This is a genomic window from Methylobacterium crusticola, assembly GCF_003574465.1.
Taxonomy (GTDB): Bacteria; Pseudomonadota; Alphaproteobacteria; order Rhizobiales; family Beijerinckiaceae; genus Methylobacterium; species Methylobacterium crusticola.
In genome coordinates, this window is record NZ_QOWC01000206.1 from 1 (window position 1) to 14,617 (window position 14,617).

The 14,617-nt window shown below is 74.8% G+C and carries 10 protein-coding genes and 2 pseudogenes; 6 read left to right on the plus strand and 6 right to left on the minus strand.

Features of this window, described 5'->3' with window-relative positions:
* Positions 1-517: pseudogene (locus DT057_RS30220) on the minus strand (hypothetical protein); the annotation flags it as partial.
* Between the two features lie 276 nt (positions 518-793).
* Between DT057_RS30220 and DT057_RS30225 the strand changes: the two are divergent.
* Positions 794-2,390, plus strand: a pseudogene (locus tag DT057_RS30225) (ABC transporter substrate-binding protein).
* Positions 2,391-2,569: 179 nt separating this feature from the next.
* Here the strand turns inward: DT057_RS30225 and msuE are convergent.
* The 5 genes from msuE to DT057_RS30250 are packed head-to-tail and all read right to left on the minus strand — an operon-like array spanning position 2,570 to position 7,032.
* Positions 2,570-3,154: an FMN reductase gene (msuE, locus tag DT057_RS30230; RefSeq protein ID WP_128565761.1), complete on the minus strand. Its 585-nt coding sequence runs from the start codon at positions 3,152-3,154 to the stop codon at positions 2,570-2,572.
* A 39-nt stretch (positions 3,155-3,193) separates the two neighbouring features.
* Positions 3,194-4,117: an ABC transporter ATP-binding protein gene (locus tag DT057_RS30235; protein ID WP_128565762.1), complete on the minus strand. Its 924-nt coding sequence runs from the start codon at positions 4,115-4,117 to the stop codon at positions 3,194-3,196.
* Entirely contained in the window at positions 4,095-5,123 is a 1,029-nt protein-coding gene (locus DT057_RS30240; protein ID WP_128565763.1) for an ABC transporter ATP-binding protein, read from the minus strand. The genes DT057_RS30235 and DT057_RS30240 overlap by 23 nt, the downstream gene beginning before the upstream one ends.
* A 2-nt stretch (positions 5,124-5,125) precedes the next feature.
* On the minus strand, positions 5,126-6,031 hold the full coding sequence (locus DT057_RS30245) for an ABC transporter permease (protein WP_128565770.1): 906 nt from the start codon (positions 6,029-6,031) through the stop codon (positions 5,126-5,128).
* Positions 6,032-6,042: 11 nt separating this feature from the next.
* On the minus strand, positions 6,043-7,032 hold the full coding sequence (locus DT057_RS30250; RefSeq protein WP_128565764.1) for an ABC transporter permease: 990 nt from the start codon (positions 7,030-7,032) through the stop codon (positions 6,043-6,045).
* A 136-nt stretch (positions 7,033-7,168) separates the two neighbouring features.
* Between DT057_RS30250 and DT057_RS30255 the strand changes: the two genes are divergently transcribed.
* The 5 genes from DT057_RS30255 to metB all read left to right on the plus strand — a co-directional run bounded on the left by DT057_RS30255 (position 7,169) and on the right by metB (position 14,304).
* Complete coding sequence (locus DT057_RS30255) at positions 7,169-8,371, plus strand: LLM class flavin-dependent oxidoreductase (RefSeq protein WP_128565765.1); 1,203 nt, start codon at positions 7,169-7,171, stop codon at positions 8,369-8,371.
* Positions 8,372-8,522: 151 nt separating this feature from the next.
* On the plus strand, positions 8,523-10,139 hold the full coding sequence (locus DT057_RS30260; RefSeq protein ID WP_128565766.1) for an ABC transporter substrate-binding protein: 1,617 nt from the start codon (positions 8,523-8,525) through the stop codon (positions 10,137-10,139).
* Positions 10,140-10,165: 26 nt separating this feature from the next.
* Positions 10,166-11,347: an acyl-CoA dehydrogenase family protein gene (locus DT057_RS30265; protein ID WP_128565767.1), complete on the plus strand. Its 1,182-nt coding sequence runs from the start codon at positions 10,166-10,168 to the stop codon at positions 11,345-11,347.
* Complete coding sequence (locus DT057_RS30270) at positions 11,344-12,957, plus strand: ABC transporter substrate-binding protein (RefSeq protein WP_128565768.1); 1,614 nt, start codon at positions 11,344-11,346, stop codon at positions 12,955-12,957. Before DT057_RS30265 ends, DT057_RS30270 begins: the two co-directional genes overlap by 4 nt.
* Before the next feature lie 180 nt (positions 12,958-13,137).
* On the plus strand, positions 13,138-14,304 hold the full coding sequence (metB, locus tag DT057_RS30275) for a cystathionine gamma-synthase (RefSeq protein ID WP_128565769.1): 1,167 nt from the start codon (positions 13,138-13,140) through the stop codon (positions 14,302-14,304).
* Positions 14,305-14,617 lie beyond the last annotated feature (313 nt).

Below are 14,617 nucleotides of genomic sequence, written 5' to 3' on the forward strand. Positions count from 1 at the left end.
GCCGGCGGGTCACGAAGGCGGCGCTCCCGCCGAGGGGCAGGTCGGCCGGGTCGAGGCGCAGGGCCCGCACCGCGGCGGCCGTCCGCGCCCCGGGCGGCGGCGGCGGCGCCGGTCCTCGCACCGCCCGCGCCCCCAGCGCGAAGGTGAGGGCGGCCCCGCGTCCCAGGTAGGTGGTGCCGTCGTCGCTGAGGGCCGCGACCCCGTGCGCCGTGAGGCCGAGCGCCAGGCAGGTGCCCTCGGCGACGTGGAGGCGCCGTCCGTGCTCGTGCAGCGCCGCGACCAGCCGGAGGCGCTCCGGCTCCGGCGGCAGGGCGAGGCCGCCGGCGCCCAGGACGGCCGGGAAGTCGCCCCGCCGCAGGGCGCGGCAGCGCTCCGGCCGGCGCTCGATCATCGTCACCTGGGCGCGGGCGTCGCGGCGCAGGAGGTGCGAGGCGAGGGCGAGCGCGCCCGCCGTGGCGCCGATCGTCAGGAGATGGCGCCCCTCGGCGGGGCCGTCCCGCAACGGCCTGTCCTGCATCGACACCTCCCCTGCCCGGCGCTGCTGTCGCGGGCGGCAGTGTCGTCGCGTCGGCCCGGGTGGTCAACGAGAATGTTCTTTTTGAAGAACGTCTCCGCGAGAAAGACCCTGCCTTCCGGGGGCCCGGCGGGAGAATGTCACCAGCATCACCGGCTCCCTGCCGCTGCGGCGTCCCCGGCCGCGCCCCCGCACGGGCAAAGGCGAGACTGGATCTGATCGCGCCGTTCGCTTAAAAGAACGATCCCGACCCCACGATGCTCTTGGAGAGCGCGTCCCATGATCCTCACGCGACGCCGTGTGAACCACCTGCTCCTGGCCGCCGCGGGCGCGGCGCTGCCCCGGCGCGCCCGTGCCGTCCCGGCGGCGCAGCCGGTGCGCGGCGGGACGCTGAACTGGGTGTTCTTCCCCGAGCCGCAGGCGATCATCGCGATCAACACCTCCTCGGGCACCGGCCAGACCATCGGCAGCAAGATCAACGAGGGCCTGCTGCGCTACGCCTACGACATGACCCCGCTGCCGAGCCTCGCGACGGCGTGGTCGATCAGCGCCGACGCCCTGCGCTACCGCTTCGCCCTGCGCCGGGGCGTCAGATGGCACGACGGAGAACCGTTCACCGCCGCGGACGTCGCCTTCTCGATCCTGCGCCTGCGGGAGGCGCATCCGCGCGGGCGGATCACCTTCGCGCACGTCACCGAGATCCTGACACCCGATCCCCACACCGCCGAGATCGTGCTGGCGCGGCCGGCCCCCTTCCTGATCAGCGCGCTCGCGGGGGCGGAATCGCCGATGTGCCCCGGCACGTCTACGGGGGCATCCGGCCGGAGGCCAGCGCGAGCCTCGCCCAGACCATCGGCCCGGGCCCTTCGTGCTCAAGGAATGGGTGCCCGGCAGCCACCTCCTGTTCGAGCGCAACCCGCACTACTGGGCCGCGGGCAAGCCCTACCTCGACCGCATCGTGATGCGCGTCATCACCGACCCGGCGGCCCGCGCGGCGGCCTTCGAGGCCGGTGAGATCGACCTCGGGGCGAGCCCGGTGCCCCTCGCCGACCTCGAACGCCTGCGCGCGGCGCCGAACCTCGTGGTCGACACCACGACCTACGCCTATTCGGGCCCGCAGACCCAGCTCTTCTTCAACCTCGACACCGAGATCCTGCGCGACCTGCGGGTGCGGCAGGCGGTGGCGCACGCCCTCGACCTCAAGGCGCTGCTCGCGGCCGTGTATTTCGGCTACGGCGCCGTGTCGCCGACCCCGGTCAGCGTCGTGCACCCGCAGTTCCACGACGCGAGCCTCGGCCCGGTCCGCTTCGATCCCCGCCGGGCCGAGGCGCTCCTCGACGAGGCCGGACACCGCCGCGGCGCGGGCGGGAGCCGCTTCTCCCTGCGCCTCACCCTGAACCCGTTCCTGGAGGGACGCTACGGCGACGTCATCCGCCAGGCGCTGACACGGATCGGCATCACGGTCGAGATCCACCGCCTCGACCTCGCGACCTACCTGACGCGGGTCTATCGCGACCGCGCCTTCGACCTGACGATCGAGTCCCTCTCGAACACCTTCGACCCGACGATCGGGGTGCAGCGGGCCTACTGGTCGAAGAACTTCAAGCTCGGCCTGCCGTTCTCGAACGCCGCGCACTACGCCGACCCGGAGGTGGACCGCCTCCTCGAGGCCGCGGCCGTCGAGACCGACGTGGCGCGGCGCCGGGAGCTGTTCGTGGCCTTCCAGCGCCGCATCCGGGCCGACCTGCCGGCGGTCGACCTGATCGCGCCCTCCGGCATCATCGTGGCGCACCGCAAGGTGAAGAACTTCGCCCCCGGCGCGGAGGGGCTGAACGGCACCTTCGCCGACCTCTTCATCGACCCGCGCGAGGCCTGAACCCGCAAGCGAGGCCCGGGCGGCGGGGCCGGCAGCGCCCGCCCGTCCCGCGCGACCAGGCCGGCTCGAGGAGGCCCGCGCGGCGCTCGCGGGGGAAACCGCCCCGCCTCCGGCGAGGGCCCGGCGGTGTCGGGGTCCCCGGGAGGGGCGTGCGCGCCGGGAGGGCTCGGCCCCTCGCCTCAGGCGGCGTCCGCGACGAGGGTGCGCGGTGTGCGCGGCGAGAGCGCCGCGACGAGCTGCCCGGAGGCGGAAGCGATCCGCGCCTCGAGGCCCGGGTCGGAGGGGCGGCCGTCGCGGAACTCGCCGTCGCTGGCGTAGACCGAGGTCGGCACCGTGAGGGCGCCGAAGAACCCGAACAGCGGCCGGAGCTGGTGCTCGACCACGAGGGCGTGGCGGTGGCCGCCGCCGGTCGCCGCGACGATCACCGGCCGGTCGGCGAGGGCGGCCGGGTCGACGAGGTCGAAGACGTGCTTGAACAGCCCGGCGTAGGAGCCCTTGTAGACGGGGCTCGCCACGATGAGGGCGTCGGCCTCCTCGATCGCCCGCACCAGGGCAATCCCCCGGGGGCCGAGATCCTGCGGCGCGTAGGCGAGGCCGAGGTCGGGGCCGCCGTCGAGGATGTCGAGGAGCTGGACGTCGACGGGCTGCCGGGCGGCGACCGCCTCCGCGATGGCGCCGGCGAGGGCCCGCGACTTCGACGGGCGGTGGGTGTTGCCGCTGAACGCGACGATCCGGAAACGGGCGGTGCTCGGCCGCTTGGTCATGTCTGTCGATCCTTCTCGGGGTGGGCGGAGGGCGCCGGCTCAGGCGGCGTGGTGGCAGGCGACCGCGTGGGCGGGGCCGAGGGGGCGGAGCGCCGGGTCCTCGCGGCGGCAGCGCTCGCTGGCGAGCGGGCAGCGGGGATGGAAGCGGCAGCCGGCGGGCAGGCCGCCCGGGCTCGGCAGGTCGCCGGCGAGGGGCGGCGCCCGGCGCCGGCGCGCCCGGTCGGGCACGGCCTCGATCAGGGCGCGGGTGTAGGGATGGCGCGGGGCGGCCCACAGCGCCTCGGTCGGGGCGCTCTCGACGATGCGGCCGAGATACATCACCAGCACCCGGTCGGCGACGTGGTTCACCACCGAGAGGTCGTGGGAGACGAACAGGTAGGCGAGCCCGAGCTCGCGCCGCATCGCCGCGAGCAGGTTGAGGATCTGGGCCTGGATCGAGAGGTCGAGGGCCGAGACCGGCTCGTCGCAGACGACGAGCTGCGGCTCCAGCACCAGGGCGCGGGCGATGCCGATGCGCTGGCGCTGGCCGCCCGAGAACTCGTGGGGATAGCGCGGCAGCGCGGCCTGCGGCAGGCCGACCCGGTCGAGGACGCGGGCGACGCGGGCCCGGCGCTCGTCCCGGCCGCCGAGGCCGTGCACCTTGAGCGGCGTCTCCAGCAGGGCGGCGACGGAGTGGCGCGGGTTGAGCGAGGCGTAGGGGTCCTGGAACACCATCTGGGCGCGGCGGCGGAAGCGCCGGAGGCCCGCCCCCCGCAGGCGCCGCACGTCGGTGCCGTCGAACACGATGCCGCCCCCCTGCGGCTCGACGAGGCGCAGGATGCTCTTCGCCAGGCTCGACTTGCCGCAGCCGGACTCGCCGACGAGCCCGACCGTCTCGCCCCGGGCCAGCGACAGGCTGACCCCGTCGACGGCGCGCACCCCGTCGTAGGCGGTGCGCAGCTCAGAGACCGACAGCAGCGTCACGGCGGACCTCGGGGGCGCGGGGAGGACGGGCGGGCGGGCGGCCCGGGGCATCCGCCGCGACCAGGCAGGCGACGACGCGCCCGTCCGGGCGCACCAGCGCCGGGGGCGGGGCGGCGCGGCACCCGGCCTCGGCGAGCGGGCAGCGGGGCGCGAAGGCGCAGCCCGGCTGGCCCAGGGCCGAGTCGATCGAGCCGGGGATCTCCGGCAGGGGCTCGCCCCGCCCGCGCCCGGCGCCGCCGGCCCGGGGCGAGGCGGCGAGCAGGCCGCGCGTGTAGGGGTGCAGCGGGGCGGCGAAGAGCGCGTCCGGCTCCGCCTCCTCGACCTTGCGGCCGGCATACATCACGGCGACGCGGTCCGCCCACTGCGCCACCACGCCGAGGTCGTGGGTGATCAGCAGCACGGCCATGCCGAGGTCGCGGCGCAGGCCGTCGATGAGCTCGAGCACCTGGGCCTGGATCGTCACGTCGAGGGCCGTGGTCGGCTCGTCGGCGATGAGCAGGCGCGGCGCGCACGCGACCGCGACCGCGATCATCACCCGCTGGCGCATCCCGCCCGAGAGCTGGTGGGGGTAGGCGTCGACCCGCCGGTGCGGATCCGGGATGCGGACCCGGTCGAGCAGCGCGATCGCCCGGGACCGGGCGGCGCGGGCCGACAATCCCTCGTGCCGGCGCAGCACCTCGGCGATCTGGAAGCCGACGCTCAGCACCGGGTTGAGGGAGGTCATCGGCTCCTGGAACACCATCGCGACGTCGCGCCCGCGGATGCGCCGGAAGCGTGCCTCGGAGAGCGCGCCGAGATCCTGGCCGTCGAAGCGGATCGTGCCGGCGGCGACCCGCCCGCCGGGCGGCAGCAGGCGCATCAGCGCGAGCGCCGTGAGCGACTTGCCCGAGCCGGACTCGCCCACGAGGGCGACGGTCTCGGCCGGCCCGACCGTGAGGCTGAGGTCGCGCACCGGCCGGGCCCGCGGGAACGCGATGCCGAGGCCCCGGACGTCGAGGAGGGCCATCGTCAGCGCTCCCGGGCGAGGCGCGGGTTGAGGGCGTCGTTGAGCCCGTCGCCCACGAGGTTGAGGGCGAGCACGCTGACCACGATGGCGAGGCCCGGGATCGCCGTCAGGTACCAGGCGCTGCGCAGGACCTCGCGGCCGCTGCCGATCATGCTGCCCCAGCTCACCGCGTTCGGGTCGCCGAGGCCCATGAACGACAGGGCCGATTCCATCAGGATCCCGGAGGCGACCATCACCGACGCGGTGACGACGATCGGCGGCAGGGCGTTCGGCAGGATCTCGGCGCCGACGATCCGGAGCGGCCCGTAGCCGAGGCCGCGGGCCGCGGTGACGAAGTCCTTCTCGCGCAGGGAGCGGAACTCGGCCCGGGTCAGCCGCGCCACGGTCGGCCAGGAGGTCGCCCCGATGGCGAGCGTGATGGCCGGGATCGAGGGCTGCGCGATCGCCACCAGCACGACGAGCAGGATGAAGGCCGGCATGGTCTGGAACAGCGCGATCAGCCGCCCCAGCGCCGCGTCGGTGCGCCCGCCGCAATAGCCGGCGGCGGCGCCGACCAGCACGCCCGCCGCGAGGCCGACCGCCGCGGCGGCGAGGCCGACGAGGAGCGAGACCCGGGCCCCGTGCGCCACCCCGGCGGCGACGTCGCGGCCGAGGGAGTCGGTGCCGAGCGGATAGGCCGGGTCCTGGCCCGGCCACAGGAAGGGCTGCGCCACCATGCCGAGGGGATCGTCCGGGTAGACGAGGGGCGCGAGGAGCGCCGCGAGCCCGACGAGGCCGAGGAGCGCGAGGCCGAGGAGCGCCGTCGGGTTGCGCAGGAAGGCGCGCAGGGCCCGGCGCGGCCGCGGCGCCGGCAGCGTGGCGGCGCCGCGCTCCTGCGGGGCGGCGGCCGGCGCGAGGGGCGCCGTCATCGGGGCCGAGGTCACGGGCGCACCGCGATGCGGGGGTCGAGGACGGCCTGGAGGAGATCGACGGCGACGTTGGCGACGAGGACCAGGAGCGAGGAGAGGAGCAGGACGCCGAGCAGCACGGAGAAGTCCCGCGCCATCACGGCCTCGAAGGCGAGGCGCCCGAGGCCGGGCCAGGAATAGACCGTCTCGACCACCACGGCCCCGCCGAGGATCCCGCCGACATGCATGCCCGCCACGGTGGTGACCGGCAGGAGCGCGTTGCGCAGGACGTGCCGGATCGTCACCGCGGCCGGCGACAGGCCCTTGGCGAGCGCCGTGCGCACGAAGTCCTGGGAGCGGACCTCCAGCATCGCGGCCCGCACCAGGCGGGCGTAGATCGCGACGTAGAACAGGGCGAGGGAGAGGCCGGGCAGCACCATGTAGCGGAGCCGGTCGAGGACGCCCGCGACCCCGCCGAGGTTCTGCCCGATGGTGCGCGCCCCCCCGCTCGGCAGCCAGCCGAGCTTCACCGAGAACAGCACGATCAGCATCAGGCCGATCCAGAAGCCCGGCACCGAGTAGAACAGCAGCACCGCGACCGACAGGACCCGGTCGAGGACGCCGCCGGGGGCGCGCGCCATCAGCGCCCCGAGCAGGAGGCCCAGCGCCAGCGCGAGGCCGAGGCTCAGGCCCATCAGCAGCAGGGTGCCGGGCAGGCGCTGCCCGATCAGCTCGGCCACCGGCATGTTGTAGCGGGGCGAGAAGCCGAGGCTCAGATGGGCGAGGTTGCTCAGGTAGGCCAGGAACTGGTCGAGCACCGGCAGGTCGAGGCCGAAGCGGCCGCGCATCGCCGCCAGCGTCTCCTCGGTCGCGGCGCCGGACTCGCCCGCGAGCACGTCGGCCGCGTCGCCGGGCGCCAGCCGCAGCAGGAAGAAATTGACGACCAGGATCGCGAGCGCCGTCGGTGCGGCCTCGGCGAGGGCACGCCCGAGCACGTGGAGCAGGCGGCGTGATCGTTCCATGGCGCGGTCCCGGCGAGGCCGCCCGGCCGACGGCCGGGCAGCGTGAAATTCATATTGTCTATCTATTTTGTCAACTTTAGGATCGCGGTCATCGCCGGCGGGCCTCGGCCCGCCGCTCCCGGACCGGCAGCCCCGCATGAGCCTCACCCATTCCCCCGGTTCGCTGGTCGGCTGGCCCGGCTTCGCGGGCCCCGCCGACTTCCCCGGCAGCCCGCTCTCGCGGGCTCTGCGCGAGCCGCTCCTGCTCGGCTTGTTCCTGCCGATCCAGGCCGGGGGCTGGACCGCCTCGACCCTGCCGCGCACGACCGACTGGCGCTTCGACTACAACCGCGACCTCGTGCTGGAGGCCGAGCGCCTCGGCTTCGACCTCGTCTTCGCGCTGTCGCAGTGGCTGCCGAAGGGCGGCTACGGCGGGGTGCTGGACGGGCAGGCCCTCGATTCCTTCACCACGATCGGCGCGCTGACGGCGGTGACCCGCCGCATCATCCTGGTGGCGACGCTCCACGTCCTCTACGGGCCCTGGCACCCGCTGCACCTCGCCAAGTTCGGCGCCACGCTCGACCACATCTCCGGCGGGCGCTTCGGCCTCAACGTGGTCACCGGGCACCGGGCGGTCGAGCACGAGATGTTCGGGCGCAGCCGCATCGAGCACGACCGGCGCTACGCGCTGGCCGCCGAGTTCCTCGAGGTGCTCCAGCGCCTGTGGCAGGACGACGAGAACCTCTCGTTCTCGGGCGAGTCGCCCTGGCGCCTCGAGGGCGCCTTCGTGACGCCCAAGCCCCTCTACGGGCGCCCGATCCTCGTCAACGCCACCGGCTCGGAGGCCGGCTTCAGCTTCGCGGGGCGCTACTCGGACATCGTGTTCGTGACGAGCCCGGCCGGCTCCGACATCGACAGCGCCCTCGAAGCCCTGCCGGCCCACACCGCCCGGGTCAAGGCGGCGGCCCGGGCAGTCGGGCGCGAGGTCCGCACGCTGATCAACCCCATGGTGATCTGCCGGGAGACGGAGCGGGAGGCCTGGGCCCAGGCCGACGCGATCGTGGCCCACGCCGATGCCCGCAGCCCGAGAGGCTTCCGGACCTTCGACTCCGACGCCCATGCCTGGCGCGGGCGCGAGGGCCGGGCCGACCCCTATGGCGTGCTCAGCGGCAACATCCGGGTGATCGGCTCGCCCGAGCAGGTGGTGGAGCAGTTCGGCGCCCTGAAGCGGGCCGGCATCGACGGCCTCCAGGTCAGCTTCTACGACTTCAAGCCCGACCTCGCCTTCTTCGGCGAGCGCGTCCTGCCGCTGATGCGGGAGGCGGGCCTGCGGCACGCGCCCGCCGCCCTGGCGGCCTGAAAGGCCGCCCTGAAACGCCGCCCTGCGCGGCCCGAACCGCCGCGCCAGCCTTCAGCCCCCGGGCGGCCCGAACCGCCGCGCCAGCCTTCAGCCCCCCGGGCGGCCCGACGCCGCCCCAGCCTTCAGCCCCCCCCGGAGCGAGACCGGCCCCATGACCATCCTCAGCCGCCGCCGCTTCGCCGGAGGCCTCGGGGCCGGCGCCCTCCAGGCCGCCGCGGGCCTGGCGCTTCCGGCCCGCCCCTCGCCCGCCCGCGCCGGAGCCCCGCGGCGGGGCGGCACGCTCACCGTCGTGATCCAGCCCGAGCCGCCGACCCTGGTGAGCCTGACCCACACCGCCGGGCCGACCACCCGGGTGAGCCCGAAGGTGACCGAGGGCCTGCTGTCCTTCGACCTCGACTTCCGGCCCAAGCCCCAGCTCGCCACCGCCTGGAGCGTGAGCGAGGACGGCCTGCGCTACCGCTTCGCCCTGCGCCGGGGCGTGACGTGGCACGACGGCCGCGCCTTCACCTCGGCCGACGTCGCCCACTCGATCCGGCTCCTCAAGGAGCACCATCCCCGCGGGCGCGGCACCTTCGCGGGGGTGGTCGACGTGCTGACGCCCGAGCCGCACGTCGCCGAGATCGTGCTGGCGCGCCCGGCCCCCTACCTGCTCGCGGCCCTCACCGCCTCCGAGGCGCCGATCGTCCCGAGACACCGCTACGCCGAGGGCGATCCCCTCGCGAGCCCGAACGGGAAGGCGCCGGTCGGCACCGGGCCGTTCGTGTTCCGGGAGTGGGTCCAGGGCAGCCACATCCTGTACGAGCGCAACCCGAACTACTGGGACCCGGGCAAGCCCCATCTCGACCGGATCGTCGTGCGCTTCATCGCCGACGCCAACGCCCGCGCGGTCGCGCTCGAGACCGGCGAGATCCACCTCGCGCCCGACACGCCGGTGCCGCTCGGCCAGCTCGACGCCCTCAAGGCCAACCCGGCCCTGCGGATCGAGACCGGCGGCTACGACTACCAGCCGATCGTCTACCGGCTCGAATTCAACCTCGCGAACCCGTACTTCCGGCACCTGGCGGTCCGGCAGGCGGTGGCGCACGCGGTCGACCGGGCGGCGATCAACCGGCTGGTCTTCCACGGCTACAGCCGCGACGCGCCGGCGGCGATCAGCCCCGCCCTCAGGGCCTTCCACGACCCGGACGTCCCCAAGCACCCCTTCGACCCGGCCCGGGCCGAGGCGCTGCTCGAACAGGCCGGCTTCCCCCGGGGCGCGGACGGCGTGCGCTTCCGGGTCCACCACGACTACATGCCCTACAGCGAGACCTACCTCCAGCTCGGCGCCTACACCCGGCAGGCCCTGGCCAAGGTCGGCATCGCCGTCACCTTGCGGGCCCAGGACGTGCCGAGCTGGTTCAAGCGCACCTACACCGACCGCGCCTTCGATTTCATGAGCAACGGCATGAGCCACTCCTTCGACCCGACGGTCGGGGTGCAGCGGCTGTACTGGTCGAAGAACGTCAAGCCCGGAGTGCCGTTCTCGAACGGCTCGGGCTACGCCAACCCGGAGGTCGACCGGCTGCTCGAGGCCGCCGCCGTCGAGACCGACCCGGCCCGGCGGCGCGCGCTGTTCTGCGCCTTCCAGACCATCGTCGCGCAGGACCTGCCGGACGTGAACCTCGTCACCGGCGCGAACCTCACGATCCTCAACCGCCGCGTCGCCAACCACCCGACCACCATCGACGGCCCGTCCGACGGCTTCGCCGACGTGTGGCTGGAGGCCTGAGCGGCGCCGCATCCCGGGAGCCTGTGATGAGCTTCGACCCCGACCTCTCCGACCCGTACCTCGCCAGAGCGGCCGCGCTCCGCGAGATCTTCGCCCGCGACGCGGCGGCCCGCGACCGGGAGGGCGGGCGTCCGACCGAGCAGATCCGCCTGCTCAAGGACAGCGGGCTCCTCAAGCTCCTGATCCCGCGCGAGCACGGCGGCCACGGCGCGCCGTGGTCGACGGCGCTCAGGATCGTGCGCGAGTTCGCCAAGGTCGACGGCTCCCTCGGCCACCTCTTCGGCTACCATTTCGGCTCCGTCCACGGCGCGCACCTCCTCGGCAGCCCCGAGCAGGCCGCCGACCTCTACCGCCGCTCGGCCGCCGGCAACTGGTTCTGGGGCAACGCCCGCAACAGCTTCTCCAAGACCCTGTTCGGCCGCCGCGACGGCGCCTGGATCACCGTGAACGGGTTCAAGCCGTTCACCTCGGGCTCCCACGTCGCCGACCACCTGATGATCGCCTGGCTCGACGAGGAGACCCGCGACTGGGTCTTCGCCCCGGTGCCCGCCGACCGCCCGGGCGTGATCGTCGAGAACGACTGGGACGCCATCGGCCAGCGCCAGACCGGCAGCGGCCGCGTCACCTTCGCGGACCTGAGGGTCCACGCGGGCGAGGTGCTCGACACCGGCTTCGACCGCGGCCGTCCCTACCGCTCGCTGGGCGTGCTCCAGCAGCAGAGCACGCTCCTCAACGTGTTCGTCGGCAGCGCGCAGGGCGCGCTGCTGGCGGCCCGCGACTACACCACCACGGCCTCGCGGCCGTGGATCCACTCGGGCGTCGAGAAGCACACCGACGACCCCTGGGTGAAGCGCACCTACGGCGACCTCGTGATCCGCACGCAGGCCGCGACGGCGCTCGCCGACCGGGCGCTCGAGGCGATCGACGCCGCCTTCGCGCGGGGGCGCGACCTGACCGAGGCCGAGCGCGGCGAGGCCGCCGTCGCGGTGGCGGCGGCCAACGCCCACGCGGGCGCGGTGGCCCTCGAGGTGACCAGCACGGTGTTCGAGGTGATGGGCGCCCGCGCCTCGGCGGCCGCCTACGGGTTCGACCGCTTCTGGCGCAACGTCCGCACCCACACCCTGCACAACCCCGCCGAGTACAAGATCCGCAACGTCGGGACCTGGTTCCTGACCGGGGCCTACCCCGAGCCGGGCACCTTCCAATGAGCCGCGCGACGACCGCGTGGTCCCCCTCCCGCAGGACCCTGCTCGCCCTCGCGGCCGGCGGCCTCGCACCGGCCCGGCCCGGCCCGGCCCGCGCCGCCGGGGCGCCCCGCCGCGGCGGCATCCTGAACGTCGTGATCCATCCCGAGCCGACGACGCTCGTGTGCTTCAACACCACCGAAGGGCCCGCCATCCAGGCGAGCACCAAGGTGCACGAGGGGCTGCTCACCTACGGTTTCGACCTGACCCCGCGCCCGCAGCTCGCCACCGCCTGGGAGGTGAGCGGGGACGGGCTCGCGTACCGCCTCTCGCTGCGCCGGGGCGTGACCTGGCACGACGGCGCGCCGTTCACGGCCGAGGACGTCGCCTTCTCGATCGACCTCCTGCGCCGCGCCCATCCGCGCGGCCGCACCACCTTCGCCAACCTGAGGGAGGCGCGCGCCCTCGACGCCCACACCGTGGTGCTGACGCTCGACAGGGCGGCCCCCTACCTGCTGGCGGCGCTGGCGGGCGCGGAATCGCCGATCCTGCCGCGGCACCTCTACGAGGGCCGGGGCGATCCCCTGGCCAACCCGGCCAACCGCGCGCCGGTCGGCACCGGGCCGTTCGTGTTCCGGGAGTGGGTGCCGGGCAGCCACGTCCGCTACGCGCGCAACCCGACCTACTGGGATCCCGGCAGGCCCTACCTCGACGGGCTGGTGGTCCGGATCATCCCGGACGGCGCCGCCCGGGCCGCCGCCTTCGAGACCGGCGACGTCGACCTCGGCGGCGCGACGCCGGTGGCGCCCCCCGACATCGCGCGCTTCGCCGCCCTGCCCCATCTCGGCCTGGAGAGCCGCGGCAACGAGTACGGCCCGACGATCTACGGGATCGAGTTCAACCTCGACAATCCCTACCTGCGCCACCGCGCCGTGCGGCAGGCGATCGCCCACGCGATCGACCGCCCGGCGCTCCTCAAGGTCGCCTGGTACGGGCTCGGCGATCCCTCCGACAGCATCGTCAGCCCGACCCTCACGGCGTTCTACAATCCGGACGTGCCGCGCTACGCCTTCGACCCCGGGCGGGCCGAGGCGCTCCTCGACGGGGCCGGCTTCCCGCGCCGCGGGCGGACGCGCTTCGCCCTCACGCACGACTACCAGCCCTTCGGCGACGGCTTCCGGCGCACGGGCGAGGTCATCCGCGCCTCACTCGCCCGGGTCGGCATCGACGTGACGGTGCGCGGCCAGGACTTCCCGTCCTACCTCCGGCGCGTCTACACCGACCGGGATTTCGACTTCACCAACCACCCGTTCACGAACATGTTCGACCCGACGGTGGGCCTGCAGCGCTTCTTCACCAGCGACAACGTGCGCAAGGGCGTGGCCTTCACCAATGCCAGCCGCTACGCCAACCCGGAGGTCGACCGCCTGTTCGCCGCGATCGCGGTCGAGGGCGACCGGGCCCGGCGCAAGGCCGCCATCGACGCCGTCCAGGCGATCCTGCTCGACGACCTGCCGGTCCTGCCGCTGTTCCTCAGCCGGGCCATCACGGTGTTCAACCGGCGCGTGGTCGACCACACGACGGGCGCGACGGGCGTGTCCTCGAACTTCGCCGAGGTGTGGCTGCAGGGTTGAGGGCCGGGCTCCGGCGGCCGCGGGCTTCGTCCTGTTGATCGATCGATTCGTTTCATATACAGAACGAAGGCGGCGCTCCGAACGGGACGGCGCCGCGCGACGAGGACGGCGCGGCCGCCCCGCGCCGGCTCGGGGCGCGCGGGACCGTGCGCGGGGGCGCACCAGCAGGGGAGCGGGATCGTGGCGGAGCGTCGACGGGCAGCGCGGACGATCGCGGCCGCGAACGGGATCGGGACGGACGCCGCCTTCGGGGCGGTCACGCCCCCGCTCTACCTGTCGTCGACCTACGCGTTCGCGGGCTTCGAGCAGCCGCGCGCCTACGATTACTCCCGGCTCGGCAACCCCACCCGCGACCAGCTCGCGGACACCCTGGCGCGGCTCGAGGGCGGCGCCCGCGCCGTCGTGGTGGCGAGCGGCATGGCGGCCCTCGACCTCGCCCTGTCGCGCCTCGCGCCGGGCGACCTCCTGGTCGCCCCGCACGATTGCTACGGCGGCACCCACCGGCTGCTCTCCTCGCGCGGCGCGAAGGGGCATTACCGCGTCGCCTTCGTGGACCAGACCGACGAGGGCGCGCTCGCGGCGGCCCTGGCGGAGCGGCCCCGGATCGTCCTGACGGAGACGCCCAGCAATCCGCTGATGCGCGTCGTCGACATCCGGCGCACCGCGGCGCTCGCCAGGGCGGCGGGCGCCCTCCTGGTCGTCGACAACACCTTCCTGTCCCCGGCGCTGCAGCAGCCGCTCGCCCTGGGGGCCGACCTCGTCGTGCACGCCACGACGAAGTTCCTCAACGGCCACTCGGACGTGGTCGGCGGCGCCGTGGTGGCGGCGGACGCCGCCCTCGGCGACGAGCTCGGCGCCTGGGCCAACACCGTCGGGGTGACCGGCTCGCCCTTCGACGCCTACCTGACCCTGCGCGGCGTCCGCACGCTCTTCGCGCGCGTCGAGCGCCAGCAGCAGAGCGCCGGGGCGCTCGCGTCGCTCCTGGCGGCCCATCCGGCGGTGACCCGCGTCCACTACCCGGGACTTCCCGGCCACCCGGGCCACGCGCTCGCCAAGGCCCAGCAGAGCGGCTTCGGCGCCATGCTGAGCTTCGAGCTCGCCGGCGGGCGCGAGGCCGTGCGCGCGCTCGTCGGAGCCCTGCGGATCTTCACCCTGGCGGAGTCCCTGGGCGGGATCGAGAGCCTGATCGCGCACCCGGTGACCATGACCCACGCGGCCATGGACCCCGAGGCCCGCCGCCGGGCGGGCGTCGGCGACGACCTCCTGCGGCTGTCCGTCGGCCTCGAGGCCGAGGCCGATCTCCTGGACGACCTGTCCGAGGCCCTGGAGGCCGCGAGCCGCGCCTGACCCCGGGGCCGGCGGGGCCGCCGCCGGGAACCCGGCGCGCCCGGCAGGACCGTTCCTCCGGGGGCGGCCTCCGGGAGACCGCCGCGCCGGCCGCCGTGCCCGCCGCGGGAGAACCTTCCCGTTGACGCGCCCGGCGCGGGACGCCAGATTTTCCGCCCATGAGCAAGACAGACCCGCGCGACCGCCAGCCGCGGGTGACGCATGACGACGACGCGACGCGACCCGCCTCCGGCCGGGGCCTGCGGGCCGACCGGCCGGGACGCCGGCACCCGGGTGGATGGCGGGCCGCGCCCGGGGGGCGCCGCCGCCGGCG

What these genes read in the sequence shown, in the direction of transcription:
- msuE (WP_128565761.1), bottom strand. Translation starts at nt 3,154, where the DNA reads ATGACCAAGCGGCCGAGCACCGCCCGTTTCCGGATCGTCGCGTTCAGC.
- DT057_RS30240 (WP_128565763.1), bottom strand. Translation starts at nt 5,123, where the DNA reads ATGGCCCTCCTCGACGTCCGGGGCCTCGGCATCGCGTTCCCGCGGGCC.
- DT057_RS30245 (WP_128565770.1), bottom strand. Translation starts at nt 6,031, where the DNA reads ATGACGGCGCCCCTCGCGCCGGCCGCCGCCCCGCAGGAGCGCGGCGCC.
- DT057_RS30250 (WP_128565764.1), bottom strand. Translation starts at nt 7,032, where the DNA reads ATGGAACGATCACGCCGCCTGCTCCACGTGCTCGGGCGTGCCCTCGCC.
- DT057_RS30255 (WP_128565765.1), top strand. Translation starts at nt 7,169, where the DNA reads ATGAGCCTCACCCATTCCCCCGGTTCGCTGGTCGGCTGGCCCGGCTTC.
- DT057_RS30260 (WP_128565766.1), top strand. Translation starts at nt 8,523, where the DNA reads ATGACCATCCTCAGCCGCCGCCGCTTCGCCGGAGGCCTCGGGGCCGGC.
- DT057_RS30265 (WP_128565767.1), top strand. Translation starts at nt 10,166, where the DNA reads ATGAGCTTCGACCCCGACCTCTCCGACCCGTACCTCGCCAGAGCGGCC.
- DT057_RS30270 (WP_128565768.1), top strand. Translation starts at nt 11,344, where the DNA reads ATGAGCCGCGCGACGACCGCGTGGTCCCCCTCCCGCAGGACCCTGCTC.